The organism is Paenibacillus sp. FSL H7-0350 (assembly GCF_038593195.1).
Lineage (GTDB): Bacteria > Bacillota > Bacilli > Paenibacillales > Paenibacillaceae > Paenibacillus_AQ.
Window position 1 is genome coordinate 5406727 of record NZ_CP151972.1, and the last position, 22356, is coordinate 5429082.

Annotated in this window: 19 protein-coding genes; 17 read left to right on the forward strand and 2 right to left on the reverse strand. The window is 54.1% G+C overall.

What is annotated here, in order from left to right:
• Positions 1-42: 42 nt before the first annotated feature.
• The 12 genes from NYE24_RS24595 (at position 43) to NYE24_RS24650 (ending at position 16533) form a co-directional block, all read left to right on the forward strand.
• Positions 43-2436 (forward strand): NdvB protein, encoded by a 2394-nt coding sequence (locus NYE24_RS24595; RefSeq protein ID WP_342476911.1) that lies wholly within the window; start codon positions 43-45, stop codon positions 2434-2436.
• A gap of 20 nt (positions 2437-2456) precedes the next feature.
• Positions 2457-3296: an aldo/keto reductase gene (locus NYE24_RS24600; protein WP_342476912.1), complete on the forward strand. Its 840-nt coding sequence runs from the start codon at positions 2457-2459 to the stop codon at positions 3294-3296.
• Positions 3297-3455: 159 nt separating this feature from the next.
• Entirely contained in the window at positions 3456-4352 is an 897-nt protein-coding gene (locus NYE24_RS24605) for an SDR family oxidoreductase (protein WP_341028778.1), read from the forward strand.
• 222 nt (positions 4353-4574) lie between these two features.
• Positions 4575-5276: an ABC transporter ATP-binding protein gene (locus tag NYE24_RS24610; protein WP_076161582.1), complete on the forward strand. Its 702-nt coding sequence runs from the start codon at positions 4575-4577 to the stop codon at positions 5274-5276.
• A gap of 13 nt (positions 5277-5289) precedes the next feature.
• Positions 5290-7848 (forward strand): ABC transporter permease, encoded by a 2559-nt coding sequence (locus NYE24_RS24615; protein ID WP_342479292.1) that lies wholly within the window; start codon positions 5290-5292, stop codon positions 7846-7848.
• Between the two features lie 595 nt (positions 7849-8443).
• Positions 8444-10189: a peptide-binding protein gene (locus tag NYE24_RS24620; RefSeq protein ID WP_342476913.1), complete on the forward strand. Its 1746-nt coding sequence runs from the start codon at positions 8444-8446 to the stop codon at positions 10187-10189.
• A 120-nt stretch (positions 10190-10309) separates the two neighbouring features.
• A complete protein-coding gene (locus tag NYE24_RS24625) occupies positions 10310-11281 on the forward strand; it encodes an ABC transporter permease (protein WP_076161586.1) in 972 nt (323 codons plus the stop codon).
• Positions 11282-11340: 59 nt separating this feature from the next.
• Positions 11341-12300: an ABC transporter permease gene (locus NYE24_RS24630; RefSeq protein ID WP_036694659.1), complete on the forward strand. Its 960-nt coding sequence runs from the start codon at positions 11341-11343 to the stop codon at positions 12298-12300.
• On the forward strand, positions 12267-13283 hold the full coding sequence (locus NYE24_RS24635) for an ABC transporter ATP-binding protein (protein WP_036694608.1): 1017 nt from the start codon (positions 12267-12269) through the stop codon (positions 13281-13283). Before NYE24_RS24630 ends, NYE24_RS24635 begins: the two co-directional genes overlap by 34 nt.
• Complete coding sequence (locus NYE24_RS24640) at positions 13280-14305, forward strand: ABC transporter ATP-binding protein (protein ID WP_342476914.1); 1026 nt, start codon at positions 13280-13282, stop codon at positions 14303-14305. Before NYE24_RS24635 ends, NYE24_RS24640 begins: the two co-directional genes overlap by 4 nt.
• 236 nt (positions 14306-14541) lie before the next feature.
• Positions 14542-15843, forward strand: a complete 1302-nt coding sequence (locus NYE24_RS24645) for a hypothetical protein (protein ID WP_342476916.1) — start codon at positions 14542-14544, stop codon at positions 15841-15843.
• 33 nt (positions 15844-15876) lie between these two features.
• Entirely contained in the window at positions 15877-16533 is a 657-nt protein-coding gene (locus NYE24_RS24650) for a SprT family zinc-dependent metalloprotease (protein WP_342476917.1), read from the forward strand.
• Between the two features lie 32 nt (positions 16534-16565).
• On the opposite strand, the gene NYE24_RS24655 is transcribed toward NYE24_RS24650, so the two are convergent.
• On the reverse strand, positions 16566-17441 hold the full coding sequence (locus tag NYE24_RS24655; protein WP_342476918.1) for a GNAT family N-acetyltransferase: 876 nt from the start codon (positions 17439-17441) through the stop codon (positions 16566-16568).
• Between the two features lie 103 nt (positions 17442-17544).
• Entirely contained in the window at positions 17545-18129 is a 585-nt protein-coding gene (locus tag NYE24_RS24660; protein WP_342476919.1) for a GNAT family N-acetyltransferase, read from the reverse strand.
• Between the two features lie 270 nt (positions 18130-18399).
• On the opposite strand from NYE24_RS24660, the gene NYE24_RS24665 reads away from it, so the two are divergent.
• The 5 genes from NYE24_RS24665 to NYE24_RS24685 all read left to right on the forward strand — a co-directional run bounded on the left by NYE24_RS24665 (position 18400) and on the right by NYE24_RS24685 (position 22353).
• Complete coding sequence (locus NYE24_RS24665) at positions 18400-20325, forward strand: asparagine synthase-related protein (protein ID WP_342476920.1); 1926 nt, start codon at positions 18400-18402, stop codon at positions 20323-20325.
• A 28-nt stretch (positions 20326-20353) separates the two neighbouring features.
• Positions 20354-20479: a paeninodin family lasso peptide gene (locus NYE24_RS24670; protein ID WP_036694602.1), complete on the forward strand. Its 126-nt coding sequence runs from the start codon at positions 20354-20356 to the stop codon at positions 20477-20479.
• A gap of 178 nt (positions 20480-20657) precedes the next feature.
• Entirely contained in the window at positions 20658-21596 is a 939-nt protein-coding gene (locus NYE24_RS24675) for an aldolase (RefSeq protein WP_342476921.1), read from the forward strand.
• On the forward strand, positions 21593-21898 hold the full coding sequence (locus NYE24_RS24680) for a lasso peptide biosynthesis PqqD family chaperone (RefSeq protein ID WP_036694597.1): 306 nt from the start codon (positions 21593-21595) through the stop codon (positions 21896-21898). The genes NYE24_RS24675 and NYE24_RS24680 overlap by 4 nt, the downstream gene beginning before the upstream one ends.
• Positions 21895-22353, forward strand: coding sequence for a lasso peptide biosynthesis B2 protein (locus NYE24_RS24685; RefSeq protein ID WP_342476922.1), 459 nt, complete (start codon positions 21895-21897; stop codon positions 22351-22353). Before NYE24_RS24680 ends, NYE24_RS24685 begins: the two co-directional genes overlap by 4 nt.
• The last annotated feature ends 3 nt before the right edge of the window (positions 22354-22356 follow it).

Consider the following 22356-nt stretch of genomic DNA (forward strand, 5'->3'; position numbering starts at 1 on the left):
ACTAGAATGATGGATATTTATTCCGGAAAGAGAGGCACGAGAATGATCAGAGCATCTGAAGATAATGAATATTATGAGCTGTCCAGTCCCACCATTCTCCCCAAGGCTTCGGGGTTCCTGTGGAATGAGCAGATGATGATTCATATGAACTGCCGGGGCTATGCGGTAGCCCAGTTCATGCAGCCCGAGCCTGCTAAATACTCTTATGCGCCGAATCTGGAGGCCAAGACGTTCATGCAGCCGGAGCAGCCTTATTATGCCCATCACCCCGGCCGCTTCGTCTATGTCAAGGATGAGGAGAATGGAGAGCTGTTCTCTGCCCCTTATGAGCCTGTCCGCAACCCTCCGGATCATTACACTTTTGCAGTAGGTAAACATAATATTGTATGGACCATCGAGAAGAACGGGATCGCGATAGAGATGACGTTAAGCCTGCCTAAGGATGACCCGATGGAGCTGTGGCGGGTAAAAGTGACCAATCTGTCTTCAGTTCAGCGGAGTATCAGCCTCTATCCCTACTTCACCATCGGCTATATGTCATGGATGAATCAGTCGGGCGAGTATAAGGAAGCCTTGCAGGGAATTGTGGCTACAGCGGTCACACCTTATCAGAAATATCAGGATTATGCCAAGATCAAGCATCTGAAGGACAAAACCTTTCTGCTGGCCGACCATGCCCCGGCCTCCTGGGAAGTGAATCAGGAAGCCTTCGAGGGCGAAGGCGGAATCGGCTCGCCGTCAGCGCTTAAGAGTCAGCGGCTGGCGCAAGGCGAAGCCCGTTATGAGACCCCGGTTGCCGCCCTGCAATACAGTATGGACCTGGCTGCGGGGGAAGAGCGTGAATACCGCTTCATCTTCGGCCCGGCCCGGAGTGAGCAGGAGATTGCCGAGATCCGCCGGAAGCTGTTTCTGGATACCGATGCGGCAGGCGAGGACGGATTCATGCGCGCTGAGCGGGAATATGCCCAGTACATTGCGGAAGGCAGAGGAAGCATTGAGATCTCTACGCCGGATGCGGACCTCGACAATCTGGTCAACCACTGGCTGCCCCGGCAGATGTATTATCACGGGCAGACCAACCGCCTGACCACCGACCCGCAGACCCGGAATTATCTGCAGGATAATATGGGAATGAGCTATCTTAAGCCGCAGACGGCAAGAGAGGCGTTCCTGACGGCCTTAAGCCAGCAGGAGGCCAGCGGAGCGATGCCGGACGGCATTATTTTGCATGAAGCGGCTGAACTGAAATATATCAATCAGGTTCCGCATACAGACCATTGTGTCTGGCTGCCGATCTGCCTTAGTACCTATCTGGATGAGACGGATGATTACAGCATTCTGGATGAGGAAGTATCGTATACGGGCGGCCTGGAGACAGGACCTGTGCATGAGCATATCGACCGGGCGGTACAGTGGCTGCTCCATGAGCGGGATGAGCGCGGCCTGAATTATATCAATCAGGGCGACTGGTGTGACCCGATGAATATGGTAGGGTACCGGGGACAAGGCGTGTCCGGCTGGCTGACCATCGCTACCGCGTATGCTTGTATGGTCTGGGCGGATATTTGTGAGCGGAGCGGCCGTACGGATATCGCCAAGACCTTCCGCCATGCGGCGGAGGAGACGAATAAGCTCGTCAATCAGTACTTCTGGGATGGCGAGTGGTATGCGCGGGGAATTACCGATGACAATGTGGTGTTCGGAATCAGCAGCGACAAGGAAGGCCGTATTTTCATTAATCCCCAGGGCTGGGCGTTGCTCAGCGGTGCGGCCGGTGAGGAGAAGCGGGCGAAGCTGATAAAGTCGGTCCATGAACAGCTGGAGACCCCGTATGGAGTAGAAAAGCTCGCACCATCCTATACCGCCATGCGCGAGGATGTGGGCCGGGTGACCCAAAAGCATCCGGGGACAGCCGAGAATGGCGCAGTCTACAACCATGCCGCGGCCTTCTATATCTATGGCTTGTATGCAGTGGGGGAGCAGGATCACGCTTATCGTCTGCTGCGCAAAATGCTCCCCGGGCCTGATATCGAGGATATCATCCGGCGGGGCCAGCTGCCGGTGTTCATCCCTAATTATTACCGGGGGGCTTACAAGCAGTTCCCGCAGACTGCCGGACGCTCCAGTCATCTGTTCAACACCGGAACCGCTCCATGGGTGTACCGCTGCCTGATCGACGGACTGTTCGGACTGCAAGGCTGCCGGGAAGGGCTTCAGGTGAAGCCGCAGCTTCCTTCCGCGTGGCAGGAAGCCAGCGTGAAGCGCAGCTTCAGAGGCGCCGAGCTGCAGATTGAGATGAAACGTGAGTCTGGCGCAACGGCAATCGAGGTATATTTGGACGGACAGCTTGTGGAAGACGGTGTTCTGAAAGAACTGAGACCGGGTAAGCAGTATCAGGTGCTGGTTAAGATTCCGGCAGGGGCTGTTACTATCTAAACACAGGAGGCTGCATGAACATGACGAATCATATTCCGGAAGTCCAGTTGAACGATGGAAGGAAGGTGCCTGCGATTGGCTTTGGTACTGCGTGGATCAGAGGCGCGAAGGGTGTAGAGAGTCTGAAGACGGCAATGGATCTGGGGTATCGTCTGATCGATTCCGCTTTTAACTATGAGAATGAGGGCGTGGTCGGCGAGGCTGTGCGGCAGAGCGGCGTGGCCCGAGACGAGCTGTTCATTACCTCGAAGCTCCCTGGGCGCCATCATAAGTATGAGGAAGCACTTAAGACCATTGAAGAGTCGCTGTACCGGGCGGGGCTGGATTATTATGATCTGTATCTGATCCACTGGCCGAATCCCAAGGTGAACCTGTATGTGGAAGCGTGGCAGGCACTGATTGATGCGCGGGCAAAAGGGCTGATCCGTTCGATCGGCGTCAGCAATTTCCTGCCGGAGCATCTGGACCGCCTGATCAAGGAGACGGGGGTGGTACCGGCAATGAACCAGATTGAGTTGCATCCCTTCTACCATCAGGCGGAGCAGCGCGCGTATCATGAGCAGCACGGAATCGTCACAGAATCCTGGAGTCCGCTGGGACGCGGCGAGGATCTGCTTAAGAATGAACAGCTACGAGCTATTGCCGCAGCCAAGGGCAAATCCGTCCCGCAGATTGTTCTGCGCTGGCATGTGCAGCTGGCAGCCGTTCCGATTCCAAGATCGCAGTCGGAGGAGCATCAGCGGGAGAATCTGGATATTTTCGACTTCGAGCTGTCGGAGGCTGAGATGAAGGTGATTGCTGAGCTTCCGTCCACCGGACCGCTGTGGGACCAGGACCCGGCTGTGTACGAAGAATTCTGATCCATTTATGTTATAGAGATACGGCCCCTTGCTCTTTGGCAGGGGGCTGTTGTTTTGTTACAGCGCTCATACATAATTCGTTTGAGAAAAAGGGAAGCTGGTTACATAGAAAGAGTCAGAAGCCTACACAATCAGAAGCGAACAGAGGAGGAATACATTATGAGTGATCAATATAAGATTCAAGACCCTGTGCAGCAATATGAAAAGGCTACGCCTGAATTCGAGCAGCAGCAGCCCAGTCCCGGCCTGGAGACGAAGATGCATCCGCGTCCCGATGACGGAGCGGGTACCTACAAGGGCAGCGGGAAGCTCACCGGACGCAAGGCCGTCATTACGGGAGCGGATAGCGGAATCGGGCGGGCGGTAGCGATTGCTTTTGCCCGTGAAGGCGCGGATGTGGTGCTGGCCTATCTGCCGGAGGAAGAAGCTGACGCGAAGGAAGTCGTTAAGCTCGTAGAGGAAGCCGGCCGCAAGGCAGTGGCCCTGCCGGGGGATCTGAAGGACGAGAAGTACTGTGAACAGTTGATTGCCAAGGCCGTAGAGGAGCTGGGCGGGATTGATATCCTGGCTAACATCGCCGGTAAGCAGCAGTTCGTGAAAGACATCGCCGACTTGACCACTGAACAGTTCGATGCTACCTTCAAGACGAATGTCTACTCGCTGTTCTGGCTCTGCAAGGCAGCGGTGAAGCATATGAAGCCGGGTAGTACGATTATTAATACATCATCGATTCAGGCCTATGAGCCTTCAGAGATTCTGCTGGATTATGCCACCACCAAGAGCGCGATCAACACCTTCAGCAAGGCGTTCGCCCAGCAGGTGGCGCCTAAGGGAATCCGGGTGAACGTTGTCGCACCGGGACCGGTGTGGACTCCGCTTCAGGTAAGCGGCGGACAGCCGGAGGAAGTCCTGAAGGAGTTCGGAGCCAAGACCCCGCTGGGACGCCCCGGCCAACCGGCTGAAATGGCCCCGGCTTATGTATTCCTGGCCAGCCAGGAATCAAGCTATGTCAGCGGCGAGACTCTGAATGCTAACGGCGGAATGCCGACACCATAAATTAAGTTTGAGTAACAACATCCTTGAGCAAGAACCTCCGCTAGGAGGTTTTTTGCCGTGAGGGGAATACTCGCAGCAGTCTGCGTCACCTGGATTCAGCGGAGGGCGGCCTCCCCCACTTTTGCCATCATAGGGGGTTCATGTGCTACACTTGAGTAATTGAATCGGTATCTGCCAGTTCTGGTGCATTAGCGGTTTGTGGAGAAGACAGGAGGAGACGGCATGGCATTCGTAACGGTGAAGGATGAATATAAGCGCTATAAGATGGGGGAGACCCTGATTGTTGCCAACGACGGCATAGAGTTCGAGATTGAAAAGGGTGAATTTGCTGTAATAGTAGGGCCCAGCGGGGCTGGAAAGTCAACGGTGCTTAACATACTGGGCGGGATGGATTCCGCCGACGAAGGCCAGGTCATTGTGGACGGTACCGACATCGCACGATATAACGCCAAGGAACTGACCGGTTACCGCCGTAATGACGTGGGTTTCGTGTTTCAATTCTATAATCTGGTCCCTAATCTGACCACCCTGGAGAATGTCGAGCTGGCTTCGCAGATCTCGCCCCGGGCACTCGATGCCCGGAAGGTGCTGGAGGATGTGGGGCTTGGCGCGCGGCTGAATAACTTCCCGGCCCAGCTCTCTGGCGGGGAGCAGCAGCGCGTGGCTATCGCCAGAGCGCTGGCGAAGCAGCCGAAGCTGCTGCTCTGTGATGAGCCGACCGGTGCGCTCGATTACAATACCGGCAAGCAGGTGCTTAAGCTGCTGCAGGATACCTGCCGCGACACCGGCACAACGGTGATTGTGATCACGCATAATCTGGCGATTGCTCCAATGGCCGACCGGGTCATTGAGATCAACAACGCCAAGGTACGGAAAATGGTGAAGAACGAAGCACCGGTATCCGTGGAAGATATCGAATGGTAAGGAGCCGGGAATGATGAAGAAACGGGCACTATGGAAGGATGTTTTTCGGGAGATCGGCCGCACCAAGGCGAGGTTCCTCTCGATCTTTGCAATTATTATGCTGGGGGTCAGCTTCTTCTCCGGGATCAAGTCGGCCGGACCGGATATGCTGGACACCGCAGCAACCTATTATAAGGATCTGCGGCTGATGGATCTGCGGGTCCAGTCCACTTACGGGCTGTCGGAGCGAGGGATTGAACAGCTTCGGGGGATACCCGGGGTGAAGACGGTTCAGCCTGTATACAGCTCGGATGTCTTTCTTGGCGACAGCGGGCTAATTGCCAAGGTCTATTCATATGCAGACAATAATGAACTGAACGGCTACAAGCTCACCGCCGGGCATCTCCCGGCAGCCTCTGGAGAAATTGTACTGGATGAGCACCTGCGCGAACAGGAAAAATTCAAGCTTGGCGATTCCATTATCTTCGGCGGGGAGGCCGGGGATAAGCCCGAACAGAGCTTCCGGACCAAGACCTATACTGTAGTAGGCTTCGCGCAGAGTCCGCAATATATTGAGACCGCGAACCGCGGAACCAGCCGGATCGGCAAAGGGACCCTTGATGCGTTCGCGCTCATCCCGGAAGGGGATTTCACACTTCCGGTATATACGGAGGCATACCTCAGCTTCAAGGATACGGTTGCCCAAACAGCCTATACGCCTGCGTATGATAAGCTGATTGAGCAGCATCTTTCCGGGGTGGAGGAGGCGCTGAAGGATTACCCGGCGCAGCGTCTGGAAGAGTTGAAGGCGGAGGCGGTAGCAGCGGCCAAGCAGGCTGCGGCTCAGCAGGGGGCGCAACAGCAACAGCCGCAACAACAGGCAGCATCCGCCGCACAGAGCCAGCCGGAGCTGCCCAAGATATATGTGGCAGACCGCACGATTAACCCGGGATACGCCGAATACAAGGATAATGCGGACCGCCTGTCCGCGATTGCGTCGGCTTTTCCGGTATTCTTTTTCCTGATTGCAGCGCTTGTCAGCTTAACGACAATGACCCGCATGGTGGAGGAGCAGCGGCTCCAGATCGGGACGTTGAAGGCACTCGGATACGGCGCTATGGACATCATGACCAAGTTTCTGGTGTACGGAACACTCGCTAGCCTTGCAGCATCTATTACGGGTCTAGCGGTCGGCTTCACGTTCTTCCCGGACCTTATCTATAATGCTTACAGCTCGCTCTACAACTTGCCGGATGTGATCAAGAGCTTCTATCCTTCCTACGCCGTGATCTCCATCATCGTAGCGCTGGTATGTACAACGATGACGGCGATGATCGCCGCGCGGGTGGAACTGCGGAGTAGCGCCTCTGTGCTGATGCGGCCCAAGGCACCGAAGAGCGGACAGCGGATTCTGCTGGAGCGCTTCACCTTCCTGTGGAGAAGGCTCAGCTTCGTGCAAAAGGTAACGGCCCGCAATCTGTTCCGCTACAAGCAGCGGATGTTCATGACCGTTATCGGGGTGGCAGGATGTACTGCGCTGATTCTGACCGGCTTTGGACTGAAGGATTCCATTGGCAGCATCGCCGAGCGGCAGTTCGGCGGGATTATGAAATACAGCGCCCTGGTCGCCCTGCATGATAATGCAGCCGCAGCAGATCAAACTTCCTATAAGGAGCTGATTGAACAGGAGACTGCGGTGACAGGCACGCTGAATGTACTGCAGGAGGCTATGACCGCCCGGGCCAAAGGCGTGAACGATCAGGAAGTACGGATATTTGTTCCCTCGGATACAGCTGATCTGGCGTCTTTCGTTAATCTCAAGGACCGCAGCACCGGTAAGCCGCGTGTACTTAGTGACGAGGGCGCGGTCATTACAGAGAAGCTGGCCAAGCTGTATGATGTTGCTCCCGGGGATACATTGACGCTTCTTGACAGCAATAATGAGCCATTCCAGGTCAAGGTATCAGCGGTCACTGAGAACTATGTGCTGCATTACGTATACATGACTCCGGCTTACTACACGGAGGTGTTCGGCAAGGAGCCAGTCTATAATACTCAGTTACTCAACTACAGCGGCAAGGATAAAGGGTGGGAGAGTGCCTTCAGGGAGAAGCTGACTGCTAATGGCCAGGTGGCCTTGGTCAGCTTTTCCAGCGGAGTGGGAGAAGCCTTCGAGGAAACTATGGACAGTATGGATATCGTCATTGTGGTGCTGATTGTCTCTGCTGCCGCGTTGGCCTTCGTGGTTCTGTACAACCTGACCAATATTAACGTGTCCGAGCGGATCCGCGAGTTGTCTACGATTAAGGTGCTCGGCTTCTATGATAAGGAAGTCACTCTGTATATTTACCGGGAAAATATTCTGCTGACCCTGCTCGGCATCCTGTCGGGCAGTGCCCTGGGGGTGACCCTGCACCGTTTCGTCCTCTCGACTGCTGAGCTGGATGCCACCATGTTCGCTCCGCTCATCAATTGGCAGAGCTACATCTATGCAGCGCTATTGACCATACTATTTTCAGGGATCGTAATGGCTTTCATGCACATCAAGCTCAAGCGGATTCATATGATTGAAGCGCTGAAGTCGGTAGAGTAGTTCAGTCACGATTTTGTCAAAAAAATAAAAAAGCATCAGTATATAAGGAAGGATAATGAGCCGGGGACAGAGGGAGCCCGGAGCCGTTATCCTTCTTTTTTTGTGCCTGAAAAGGGCTAGATAACAAGAGGATTAGCGCAGAAACACGCAGAAATATGATGAACAGTGTCGAAAAATCGCGAATATGATAAGAAAGTGTCATTAAAACTAACCCGATTAAACTAATTATAATGATGAGTAAAAGGATTTTTTACAGTTATTCCAAGATACATTGGAAGTAAATGTTTCAGGAGCAAAAAAGTAAGATTATACAGCGGTAAATAAATATATTGACGTAAGATATATTCACATGTAATATAAACCATAATTTATGAGGGAAGTTGTGAGGCTTCCCGCAGGAAAAGTTATCCCTGATCCTAATTGACCTGCGGTCTATTCATCGCATTCCTTCAATATATATTAGGTGTGATGTTATGTCACATGTAATGCGAAGGCGGTCATTAGCAGTCTTAGGCGCATAACGATCCGGAGCATCCAGTCTCCCGAGAAGCTTTGAAGAGCAGGTACAAGCACCTAACTAAGGAGGAGTAAAGGAATGGCGAAAAAGAGAAAATGGTGGTCAGGTTTACTAGTCTTATCGTTGGTAGGGGTTCTATTTACAGGTTGCAGTACGAATAACACTGCGGGTTCTTCAACAAGTGCGCCTGCAGCCACTACAGCTCCGGCAGAGAGTACAGCGCCTGATGCTACGGAAGCACCTGCTGCTGACGCGCCTGTTGACGGCGGAACACTAGTTACAAGCTCATTCTCCGATATTGTTAATATTAATCCCATCTTAGTTAATGACACCGCTTCTGGTGATGTGGCCCAATTCGTCTTCGCCAAGCTGTATAACCTGGACCGTGAAGGCAATGTACAGGCAGAGGATTGGTCGCTGGCTGCCGCGCTGCCGGAGATCTCCGAAGATGGCTTGACCTACACTGTGAAGCTGAAGGATACCGCCAAATGGAGTGACGGCCAGCCCGTCGTTGCAGATGATGTAGTCTACACCGTTGAAATGGCCAAGAATAAGGAGACAGGCTCGCCCCTGATCAGTGCCTTTGACAAGGTGAAGACCGTGGAGAAGGTCGATGACCACACGGTGAAATTCACGATGTCCCAGATTTACGCCCCATTCCTGTACGCGCTCGTTCAGGAGATTGTTCCCGCTCATGTTCTTAAGGATGTGAAGCCGACCGAAATGCAGAAGAACGCTTTCGGTACAGATCCGGCTAAGACCGTTACAAGCGGACCGTGGAAATGGACAGCCTGGAAGCAGGGAGAGAGCCATACCCTGGATGCTGATCCGGCCTACTGGGGAACCGTGAAGCCTCATATCGCTCAGATTATCTATAAGGTCTATGCCGACCAGAATACTGAAGTTCAGGCGATTATGAAAGGTGACACAGACCATATTAGTGCGATTCCTGTAACCCAGGTTGAAGCAGTTAAGGCTGACGGCAAAATCGATATCATCCAGAAGCCGGGCGCACAGTATGAATATGTTAACTTCAACTTTGACGGCAAGAACTTCCCGGATGGCTACGGCCTGTTCCAGGGACAGAAGACCAGACAGGCGATTGCCCATGCCCTGAATCGTCAAGGGATGGTAGACAATATCCTGAAGGGCGTAGGCGCACTGATGAATGCACCGTTCCTGCCAGATACCTGGGCTGACCCGGGTGATGCTGCTGTGAACTATGATTACAATGCTGAAACGGCCAAGAAGCTCCTGGCTGAAGACGGCTGGGTTGCGGATGCCAAAGACGGCATTTTGGTCAAAGATGGCCACCGCTTCTCCTTCGAGCTGCAGTATAATGCCGGCAACAGCCGTCGTGAACAGGTAGCCGCTGTTATCCAGCAGAACCTGAAAGATGTAGGCATTGAAGTGAAGCCTAAGGCAATCGATTTCGCTGCATGGATTGACCAGAACGTAACGCCGGGTAAATATCAGGCCCTGCTGCTGGCATGGTCGCTGAATACTCCGGACCCGGATGCAGAGAGCATTTTCTCCTCCAAGTATTTCCCGCCTGCCGGACAGAACAGCGGCTGGTATAAGAATGAGAAGCTGGATAAGCTGTGGGTAGACGGATATTCCACGGTAGATCAGGCTAAGCGCAAAGAAATCTACAAAGAAGTAGGTAAGGAAATCTCGACCGACCTTCCTTATGTCTTCCTGTATCAGTATGGTCAGGCGATCGGAACAGGACCTAGAGTGCACTGGGCAGAGGAGGATGCTCCTGAGCCGTCACTGGGCTACGGACAGTTCTTCCACGCTATCAAATGGTGGGTAACCGAGTAACGTACCGACTAACTGAATAGACTTGCGGGAGGTGAAAGAGAATTCTCTTTCACCTCCCCCTTTTGTATAAATGGGGGGCTTCCGTAATCTATCGCCTTACCATCTCTAGGAGGACAGCCAATGACAGAATATCTGATACGCCGTGTACTTCAATCGGTACTGGTCATCTTTCTGATTACCATACTAACCTTTCTTCTCATCCATGCGGCTCCGGGCGGCCCTACGCAAGTGATGCTCGCACCGGGACTGACGCCGGAAATATTTGCGCAGCAAGCCAAGAACCTGGGCTTGGACCAGCCCATTCCTGTACAGTATTTTCACTGGATCGGCGACCTGCTGCAAGGGGATCTGGGTTATACCTTTAAGAACCATATTGCGATCTCGGACCTGCTGTGGCCGCGTATCGGCAATACCATAATCCTGATGGGGGCAGCTTGGCTGGTATCGCTGCTGATCGCAATCCCCTGGGGAATCTACAATAGTACCAAAGTCTATGGTTTATCGGATCAGACGGCTTCCTTCATTTCTTATCTGGGCTTCGCCATGCCGACCTTCTGGTTCGGGATTCTGCTGCAGCAGTGGCTGTCGCTCAAGCTGGACTGGTTCCCATTGTCGGATATGCATACAAGAGGCAAGGAAGACAGTATCGCTGATTTATTCATGCATCTGGTGCTGCCGGTAACAGTGCTGGCACTTGGTTTCCTGGCTTCTTATATGAAGTATGCGCGGGCCAGTATGCTGGAGGTGCTGGATCAGGATTATATCCGGACGGCACGGGCCAAAGGCGTCAAGGAACGGAAGGTCGTCTTCCGCCATGCCCTGCGCAATGCGCTTATTCCAATTATTACGATACTTGGCCTTGATCTTCCGATCCTGGTGGGAGGGGCCGCACTAACAGAGAATGTATTCAACTGGCCGGGAATGGGCCGTTGGTTCGTAGAGATGGCCACTGCGCGCGAATATTCTGCACTGATGGCTGTGACCATCGTAACGGCTGTGATGGTCGTCATTGGCAATCTTCTGGCAGATATACTGTATGTCGTAGTTGATCCCCGCGTTAAGCTCGGCAAGCAAGGGGGGAAGGCAGCATGAGTACAGACAATACTGAGCTTGCCAAAGGGAAGGTATCCAAGCCGCTGGGGACACCGGATATGAGTCCGATGCCGGGCGGGACCGACCCGGAAATTCCAGTGGTGGATCTGGACAGACCTCCCGGCCCGTGGAGAGTGCTGTGGAAGAAGTTTTCACGCAATCCTTTTGCCATGGGCGGATTGGCCGTCCTGCTTATCTTTGTGCTGCTGGCGATCTTCGCACCGTTCCTGACTTCCTATGGGCCGGAGAAGATTGATCTGATGTTCGCCAACCTGAAGCCGGGAGCGGAGGGTCATCCCCTCGGCACTGATGAGCTGGGCCGTGATATTCTCAGCAGATTGCTCTACAGTGCGCGAATCTCGTTGCTTATCGGTTTTTCCGTTGCTTTTGTATCCGTGCTGGTCGGATCAGTGGTCGGAGCCATTTCGGGTTACTTCGGCGGATTTGTGGATACGGTATTCATGCGTATTGTTGATGTCATGAACTCCGTACCGTCCCTGTTCCTGAATATCCTGGTGATGGCGCTGTTCGGAACAAAGATTAAATTCATGATCCTGATTCTGGCGTTCACGAGCTGGATGAGTATTGCCCGGCTGGTCCGGGGAACCTTCCTGCAGCTGCGTGAAATGCAGTATGTGGAGGCGGCCAGAGCAATCGGGGTATCCAGCTGGGGGATCATCTTCCGGCATCTGCTCCGTAATGCAAGCTTCCCGATTATTGTCAATGCCACGTTGATGGTCGGCGGCGCGATTCTCAGTGAATCTGCATTGTCCTATCTTGGTCTTGGTATCCAGGCTCCGGCTACGAGCTGGGGGCTGATGCTTAGCAACGCGCAGGAGTTCATGCTGGTTGATCCGATGCAGGCGGTGTATCCGGGCTTTTGCATCCTGATGGTGGTGCTGGCGGTTAACTTTATCGGCGACGGCATCCGGGATGCCCTTGATCCCAGACAGCAAGTGACCAAATCCCGGAGGAGGCTGGAACAATGGCGCAAAAACTACTCGAAATCCGGAAACTAACCGCCGGCTTTGCGACAGAGAAGGGGCTGCTCAAAGCAACCGACGGCATCTCCCTTACGGTGAATAAAGGTCAGACGGTCTGTATTGTAGGCGAATCCGGCAGCGGCAAAAGTGTCACCTCGCTGGCGATCATGCGCCTGATTGATTATGCGGGCGGTATGATCCTGGATGGACAGATTGACTTCCATGGACAGGATCTGGGGGCGAAGAGCCAGGAGGAGATGCGGGAAATCCGCGGCAACCAGATCGCTATGATCTTCCAGGACCCGATGTCTTCGCTCAACCCGGTCTTCACCATAGGCGAGCAGATTGCTGAGAGCCTGCGGCTGCATCAGAATAAGAAGGATGCAGAAGCGCTGAAGCTGGCGGTCGATCTGCTTAGATTAGTGGGGATTCCCGCACCGGAGATCCGTGCGAAGCAGTACCCGCATGAGCTGTCCGGCGGGATGTGCCAGCGCGTAGTCATTGCGATTGCGCTGGCCTGTAAGCCCGAGCTGCTGATTGCCGATGAGCCGACCACCGCGCTTGATGTGACGGTCCAGGCGCAGATTCTGGATCTGCTCCGCAAGCTTCAGTCGGAGCTTGGCATGTCCATCCTGCTGATTACCCACGACATGGGGGTGGCCGCCGAGATGGCGGACCGCATTGCTGTCATGTATGCGGGTGCTATCGTGGAAGAGGGCGGTGTGGAAGAGATCTTCGACCATCCCAGCCATCCTTATACGATAGGTCTGCTCCAGTCAATTCCGGGGTTCGAAGGCGGACGGGGAGGCGAGCTCTATACGATCAGCGGAACGATTCCGCCGATAGGACAATTGCCTGCGGGCTGCCGCTTCCACCCGCGCTGTCCGCATGCTATGGAGATCTGCCGGAGCCAGGAGCCGCCGGATTTCATGATCACGGGTGATCACCGGACCGCCTGCTGGCTGTTCAAGGATAAGCCGGTTTCAGCGGGTACCAGCAGGGAGGCGAAGCGCGCATGATGAACAGGGCAGCAACCATACCAGACCGTAAGCTACCCGCTTCTTCTGAAGTGCTGGTGGAAGTTAAGGATATTAGGAAATATTTTCCGATCACCAAGGGTCTGCTTAACCGGACCGTTGGACAGGTGAAGGCTGTGGATGGGGTCAGTCTGGCGATCCGCCAAGGTGAGACGTTCGGGCTGGTCGGGGAATCCGGCTGCGGCAAATCCACTTTCGGACGGGTACTGCTCCGGCTGCAAAGTGCGACCGGGGGGCAGGTGTTATTCAAGGGCCAGGATATCCATTCGCTGGGTTCGCGTGACATGCGGAAGCTGCGGGAAGAGATGCAAATTATCTTCCAGGACCCGTTCGGGTCGCTCAATCCGCGCTTTCTCGTCAAGGATATTATCGGCGAGCCGCTGCGCATTCACTGGAAGATGTCCGGCAAGGAGATCGATGCCCGGGTAGTCGAGCTGATGGAGCTGGTGGGTCTGGATGCCAGCCGCCGGAACCGCTACCCGCATGAATTCTCCGGCGGACAACGCCAGCGCATCGGTATCGCCCGGGCGATTGCACTGAATCCGCAGTTTATTGTGGCCGATGAGGCCGTGTCTGCGCTGGACGTATCCGTGCAATCCCAGGTCATTAACCTGCTGATGAAGCTGCAGAAGGAACTGGGCCTCACCTTCCTTTTCATCGCGCATGGTCTTAACGTAGTCCGGCATATCTCTGACCGTGTTGGGGTTATGTACCTGGGTAAGTTGGTGGAGGTAGGAGAGACGGAGGAGCTGTTCGCGGCTCCGTTGCATCCGTATACTGCCGCCCTGCTCTCGGCCATTCCCAAGCCTACGCCAAGGCGCAAGCAGGAGCGCATTATGCTGGAGGGAGATGTGCCCTCCCCGGCCAATCCGCCCTCGGGCTGCCGGTTCCATACCCGCTGCCCGTTCGTCCAGGACAAATGCCGCTTCGTGGAGCCGCTGCTGGAAGAGGTCCTGCCGGGCCGTCCGGTAGCCTGTCATTTCCCGTTACTTCCGAAATCCTGATTAAGGATTACCCTACGCTGTACCGAAGAGGAACGCTGCTGAATCTTACGCAGTGTTCCTTTTTTGTCATGACCGATCAAACTAATCATTGTGCTACAGGCATTTCTATAAGAAAATGAGAAAAAGACAACGCAAAGGTTGCGGAACCGGAGGCTATGGTGAAAAAGGTCAATACAGCAATTTCAGCGCTCTTTATACTTGTTATGATAATTGCGGTCTGGGTATGGGCCGTGTCAATGCATACCTGGACCCTGGCAGGGACCTTGGCTTCTCTGCTCTGTCTGGCTCTGTTTATCTGGACGGGCCTGCGGGCCATACCCGCTATAACCGGATACATCATGAGCCCAGGCGCACTGCGGACGGTGAATATGGACGACTCGCCGGAGGAACGGCAGCGGACCTGGTTGAAGATTGTACTGTGGGTGATATTCAGCCGGGTGCTGCTGATCCTGGCAGCTTATGTGTTCTGGGTGCTTCGGGAGGGAGGCTCCGGCAGCCTGTTCTCCCGCTTCATTGAGATGTGGCATATCCGCGGAATTGATGCGATGTCCTATCTGGGCATTGCCGAGCGGTGGTATGTGACGGAAGGGGACCCCAGATTTCATATTGTATTTCTGCCGTTCTTCCCCGTTATGATCAAGCTGGCGCAGTTCTTCACAGGAAATTATATGGCTGCCGGATTTGTTGTAGCCAATCTCTGCACGCTTGCAGCGGCGTTGTTCGCTTATGAACTGGCACGGCTGGATATGGGGCGCAGGAATGCCCTGCGGGTAGTGAAGTACATCTTCATCTTTCCGTCGGCCTTCTTTTTCTTCCTTCCCATGACGGAGGCGCTGTTCCTGCTGCTCTCCCTGATGGCGCTGTATTTTGTGCGCAAAAAGCGCTGGCTGCTTGGCTGCCTCTGCGCGGCGCTGGCCGGATTCACCCGTTCCCCGGGGATTCTGCTGGCCGTGCCGATTGCCGTGGAATTTGCCCGGGAGCTGGCTGCTGGCTACAGGTCAATGGACCGGAAGGCTTTTACGAATAAGCTGATCTTGGCTGTCCTCTCCCTGGTGAGCGTTTCCTTCGGTCTGCTGGCTTATCTCTACATCAATTACAATGTGACGGGCAACGCATTCCAGTTCAGTATTTATCAGCGGGAGCACTGGTCGCAGCGGTTTTACTTCTTTTTCGATACCGTGAGATATCAGATAGAGTATGCGGTGAATACCTTCAAGGATGCCGATTACCGGTCGTTCCTGGGGCTGTGGCTGCCGAATTTGTGCGCGATCTTCCTGGTTCTCTTCATGATGCTCCGCAGTGCGAAGAAGCTTAATCCCGCTTATATGGCGTACATGATCGCCTATTTCGTCTATGTGGTGGCCCCGACTTGGCTGCTGTCTGCTCCGCGTTATTTCGCCGTAGCTTTTCCGCTGGCCTTCGCCGCTGTGCTATTGACGGAGGATAAGAGATGGAAGGATATCCTGCTCACGACGCTATTCATTGTGGGGGGGCTCCTGTATCTGGCGGTGTTTGTATCCGGTTATCCGGTATATTAGTGTGTACTAGAAATTACAGAAACGATGGTGGCTATGCAGATTCAACTAGAAGATCAGATGGTGACGTTACATGTCCAGTATGCCAAGCGCAAGAAGCTTTCCGTAACGGTGGACGGCTCGGATCTCATTACCGTTAAAGCGCCCAAGGGAACGAGTGAAGAGACGATCCTAGGTGCGGTAGCAAGTCTAGGCCCGAAGATTCTGGAGAAGCTGCGCAGCAATGCCGCGGCCCGGCAGGTGCCGCAGGTTAAGGCTTATGAGGGAGACGAAGAAGCTTTCTTGTACTTGGGGAAGGAGTATGCGCTGCATGAGCTGATTGGGGAGCGGCAGGCGGATGCGGAGGCGCTGAAGCTTGCGCTGAAGAAGTTCTATACGGCCAGTCTGAAAAAAATCATCGCAGAGCGCATCAAGCCCTACCAGACGCAGCTCAGAGTGAAGCCGAAGAATATCGAGATTGTGGAATCCCGGACCAAGTGGGGGAGCTGCAGCTTTGACGGCAAGCTGACGTTCAATTACCGCCTGGCCATGGCGCCGCCTGAAGTGATCGACTATGTCATCATTCATGAGCTGTGTCATCTGCTGCATATGAATCATGACCGTTCCTTCTGGCGGCGCCTGGGCAGTATAATGCCGGACTATAAGGAGAAGGAAGCCTATCTGGCCCGGCAGGGGCAGTTTATGACGCTGTGAACATTTTACAAGGTTAAAAGTGTAGCGTACGCCTAGGCGATTGAAGTAGCCGGATGCTTGACGTTCCCAGGATACTGCTGCCCGCCCTGAGTCCGGACGAATAGGCCCTCTGAATGGCTGCTGCCTGACAACTCCAGGCCAGGGTCATCCGGGGTGAAGTGGAAAACGATCGTCTCCGTGTCGCTGTCCGCAAGCTTCAGGGCGATGTCGCGGCAGGAGACGGGCTGTGTGCTGATCAGATCGAAGATCTCCAGCTGCCCATTCTCCTGCTGGCAGATGGCAATTAGATTCTCGTCCTCCAGGTAGTAGAGCTGATCGCTGAACACATTCAGGCAGTAGAACATCAGCAGTCCATGGGCGCCGCTGACGCCAAGACGCTCAGATACCGGTACCCGCTGCGCTCCAAGGGTAGAGACCAGGCTCAGATCACGCGGGTCGGCAAGATCCAGCTTGCGGATTGCCGCAGATCCGGCAGCGCCTCCGAGGCAGGGCATGGAGAAGATCTGTTCTTCCACCGGGTGGAAGCCGAATTTTGGATAGAACTCCAAGACTGACTCATTGGCAAAAAGATACATGAATTCACACGCTTGTCCGTAATCCTCCAGCACCTTGTCCATCAACCGGGCAGACAGGCCGCGTCCTCTATAGTCAGGATGAGTCATCACCGTTCCGAGCTGCACAGCAGGGGACTTCACCCCATTAATAATTAGCTCTATGAGATTCACCGAGACATTCGCCACGATCCGGTCTCCCTCTGCATAAGAATAAGGAACATACGTATCCGTCCAGCAGCCCCCCTCATACCAGCGCTCCAGCTCTAGCTCGAACGTATCTTTTGCCAGCTCGAAAAAGCTGCTGCGCAGCGGCTCATGATCTTTATAATTGTAGACAAATTGAAGGGTATTCATAGGTAGTTGCTCCTTCAGTGTATAGGTAAAAGTATAACCCCAACTATACTAAATCCCCTCTCCGCCAGACAGGTATTAGTTAAGTTGAATTAAATAATCCCGTTTAATATTCAACCCCGCGAACCTTTGAGTAGACCATCGTGTCTCTTAAGCTACCCGTTACATCGGTCTTGTCATTGCGCAAGATACCCTCCAAGGTAAAGCCAGTACGTTCGGCTACGCGAGCACTCTGTGTATTGCGTGAGTCGCAACGGATCTCCAGCCGGTTAGCCTGTAACTCCTGTATGGCGAAATCTGTAATGGCATTTACTGCTTCTGAGATGTAACCTTGACCCGCGTATGAGGTGCGAACCCAATATCCAATTTCAAATTTACGCACCAGCCAATCGATTCGGTGCAAGCCGCTGCTCCCGATAAGCTGTCCCGTTTTCTTATGAAAAAGCAGCAGCCGGATATCACTGCGTTCCAGGAACTGCAGCCGTGATTTCCGGATGGATACCTCTGATTCTTCCACAGAAGGGACCTGCTGGGCCCAAGGCATCCAGTGCCGTAATTCCACTGCGCTCTCTTGTACCGCTTCATGTACAGTAGCGCCGTCTCCCCATGCTACTGAGCGAATTTGCAGGCGGCTGCTTTCGAAGCTTTCCGGTACGGGAATCAGGATGGGGTCCATTGAATAATTCTTCATAAATCTAGCTCCTATTGATTGTATTTGGTGAATCAGTCACTTTTAGTATAAGCCATTATCTTACATAGGTCATATTTCAGGGTTTTAATACCATAGATTTTAACTATAGTCAATACGCTAAAGGATACCTAAAAGTACTCTCTGGTACTATTCACATTTAATGGCAAGAACGTTATCTTAGGTAATAAGAAGTGTTCACTATAAAGAACCTGTTGTAATGAACCTAGTACTGTAACGGTAGCGAAATTATAGACAGCTGGAGGTTAACCCATGAGTGCAATCGCCGGGATCTATTCTATGCAGCATGGGCCGCTGGACCCGGAGCTTGGCCTGCGACTGATGCAGGAGCTGCAGCGTTATCCGGCGGATGATGCCCGGGGCTGGAATACGGAGGGGCTGTTCCTCGGGTGCCACGCACAGTGGATTACTCCGCAGTCCCGGGGCGAGGTGCTTCCCTATTATGATCCGCAGCGGAAGCTGACGATCGTAGCGGACGCCATCATTGATAACCGCAGCGAGCTCTTCGGACAACTTCAGGTGGTCCGGGAGGATCAGGAGTCGATGCCGGACAGTCTGCTGATTCTTCTGGCCTTTGAGAAATGGGGGGATCAGGCTCCGGTGCATCTGGTCGGAGATTTTGCCTTCATGATCTGGGATGCCGGCAGGCAGACGCTGTTTGGAGCGAGGGATTTCTCGGGGAGCCGGACGCTGTACTTTCACCGCTCTGGCAGACAGTTCTCCTTCTGCACCGTGATTCATCCCTTGCTCACGCTAATGGATGGAGCACACGCGCTGCATGAAGGCTGGATCTCGGAATACCTTGCAGGCCAGGGCCGGATGGATGTCGCGGATATGTTCTCCACGGTCTATCAGGGTGTGGAGCAGCTGCCCCCGGCGCATTCAATGACAGTCAGCGCGAAGGGGATAACCTTCTCCAGGTATTACACCTTCCAGACCCCGTCTCCACTCCGGCTGCGCAGCAATGGCGAGTATGAGGAAGCATTCCGTGAGGTGTTCGGACGTGCAGTCCGGGACCGGCTGCGTACCCATCTTGAAGCGGGTGCGAACTTAAGCGGCGGACTGGACTCAGGGGCGGTGGTGAGCTTTGCGGCGGAGGCGCTTCGCAGCGAAGGTAAGCCGCTCTACACCTTCAGTTCATATCCCCTGGATCACTTTACAGGGTTCAAGCTGGGCCAGCGGGTGACCGATGAGCGTCCATATATTCAGGAGACCGTAGACTACGTCGGGAATATTGAGCCTAGCTTTTACAATTTTCCTGACCGCAGCTCTTATGGCGAAATCGACGAATGGCTCGATATTATGGAGATGCCCTACAAATTCATAGAGAATTCCTATTGGCTGAGAGGCATATATGAACAAGCCGGATTGAAGAATGCTGGTGTGCTGCTCAGCGGACAGCGGGGCAACTGGAGTATCTCCTGGGGGCCGGCGCTGGATTACCAGGCGAAGCTGCTGCGGGAGTTCCGCTGGTTCCGCTTTTACCGGGAGAATAAGCTGTACAGCCATTCGATGGGCGTCAGCCGCAAAAGAATGCTGAAGATTGCCGGGCGCAAGGTATTCCCTGCCCTGGGCCAGCTGATGACCGGGAAGCAGGAGGCTGCGCCGGAGCTGATCCATCCTGAATTTGCCCGGCGGACAGGGGTGCAGGAGCGCTTGAAGGAGCTGGACCAGTCGCCAGCCTCCCAGACTGTGTACGATATCCGCAGAGAGCATTTCCGCCAGCCGCATGTCTGGAATGTGAACGGAACGGCGGCTACCAAGCTGTCGCTGAAGTACAGGGTCTGGGACCGGGATGCGACGAATGACCTGCGTGTCATCAACTTCTGTATGTCGGTGCCTGAGGAGCAATACGTCCAGAACGGAATGGACCGCTCGCTCATCCGCAGGGCGATGGAGGGGCGGCTGCCGGATAAGGTCAGGCTTAACCAGACCCGGCGCGGTATTCAGGGAGCTGACGGCATTACCCGTATGCTGCCCGAGTGGCAGAGGTTCCAGCAGGAGCTGAGGGAGATGCTGCAAGACCCCCGTACTTCGTCTTATCTGAATCGTCCCGGGCTCGCCGGATGCTTGGACCGGCTGGGTAGTGAGCCCGAACCATTATTAATCTTTAACACAGATTTCCGCCTTCTTACGCGAGGACTGGTGTTCTACCGCTTTTTGAAGCGGCTCTCCTGAAGGACGTTTCTTGAAAGGGGGTGACAAGATGAAAAAGGAATACAGCAAGCCTGCATTGGAAGTGTTGGATGTGAAAATGACTATGGCTGGCCCGGGGGTATCCATTGCCGATGCGTTCCAAGCCGATCCAGATGAAATCGTTAGTCACTCCTAGTCTTCCTGCATTACCGCTCAGCCCTAATCCCTCTTAGCTTGCTGGAGGGGGATCAGGGCTATCCCTTTATCCGAAGTAACGTTCCGAAACAGTACCGTCCTTTCAAAGGACGGCAATGCCGTTTCCACTTGTCATCCGCAAGACAACGGGTGAAATTGACTGAGATGGAGTGAGCAGTATGGCTGGCACAGTGCAATGCCTCGGTTATAAGGCTTTTGGCCTGCATATCCTCAGTGAGTTCCCGTTGCCGGAGCTCCCCCGTACGGATCACCCCGGAAGGATAGGGAGCCTGTCGGTAGTGGAAGGCCGTCTGTCAGAGCGCTGGGAAGCGATAGCGAAGATTACGCCGAATCTGGGCATCACGGAGCATGAAGTGATGTTCATGGTGAAGGGAACTGCTATTTTTTCTATACAGAACGGCAGTACGATTACAGTCTCTCCAGCAACAGGCGCCGATCCGGATAGCATCCGCTTGTTCATTCTGGGCAGCTGTATGGGTGTAGTGTTGATGCAAAAAGGCATATTGGCTCTGCACGGCAGCTCGCTTGTGCTGGACAATAAAGCCTATGCGCTGGTGGGGCGTTCAGGTGCGGGTAAATCCACGCTTGCCTCCTATCTGATGGATCAGGGACATCTCCTGGTCAGTGACGACGTTATTCCCGTGTTGGTGCATAATGGACATCCATTAGCTGTTCCAGGTTATCCGCAGCAGAAGCTGTGGCAGCAGAGCCTGGACTATTTGGGAATGAATTCGTCTGCATACCGTCCGCTGTTTCAGCGGGAGACCAAGTTCGCCGTACCGGTGCATGACCGGTTCCAGAGCGAGCCGCTGCCGCTGGCCGGCATATTTGAACTGTCTGTGGTGGAGGACGGACCGGTGGCCGTAGAGGCTATAAGCGGCTTGGACCGGCTTCATACCTTATACAATCATACTTATCAAAAGGCGCTGGTCGACCCTATGGGTGTAAGAGAATGGCACTTCGGCCTGCTGGCCTCGTTCGTAAACCGGCTGCCGATGTACCGGCTGACCCGCCCTGAGCAGGGCTTCAGTGCACCGCAGCAGACGGAAATGATTATGGAGACAATTATGCCTAAGGTAAAGGAGCTGAACCTATGAATATGAATACTACAGAAGTGCTGTCGCTGGAGTCAGTACTGGTTCAACGGGAAGGCAATATCGCAAGTGACATGGACGGCGAGAAGGTCATGCTGAATGTGAAGAACGGCAAATACTACAACCTCGGCGAAGTCGGCGGTGAGATCTGGGAAGCATTGGCTTCACCGGTATCGATTCGGCAGATTGCCGGGAAGATGCAGGAGATCTTTGAGGTACCGGCAGAGCTGGCGCAGCAGGATGTCATTGATTTTGTACAGAATCTGCTGAATGAGGATCTTGTCTCTATCGTTAGCGGGCCATGATGACCCTCCGGCGGCTCCGTCTTCTGCTGGTGCATGACAAGGCGTTGCTTGCGCTGATTCCCGAGACATTATGGCGGCTGATGCTGGCCCGAATCCAGCTGTTGTTCCCCTTTGCCGGGACAGCCCCGCAGCTTGGGGTGAAATCTCTGGAGACTCCCGAAGTATCCAGACCTTCCGATATTCGACGCATCCAGCAGATTACCAAGGCGATCCGGGTAATGAGTCGCTATACTCCCTGGAAAAGCACCTGTATGGTCCGGGCGGTAGCCGCCCTGAAGATGCTGGAGAAGCGGGGGATTGAGAGTACCCTCTACATGGGGGTGGCCCGCGATAAGCAGGGCAAAATGATTGCCCACGCCTGGCTGCGCAGCGGAGCCCATTATGTCTCGGGGGATGACGCTATGCAAGGCTTCGTGGTGGTGGAGAAGTTCGCGAAGGTGTTACAAGCCGAGTAATCG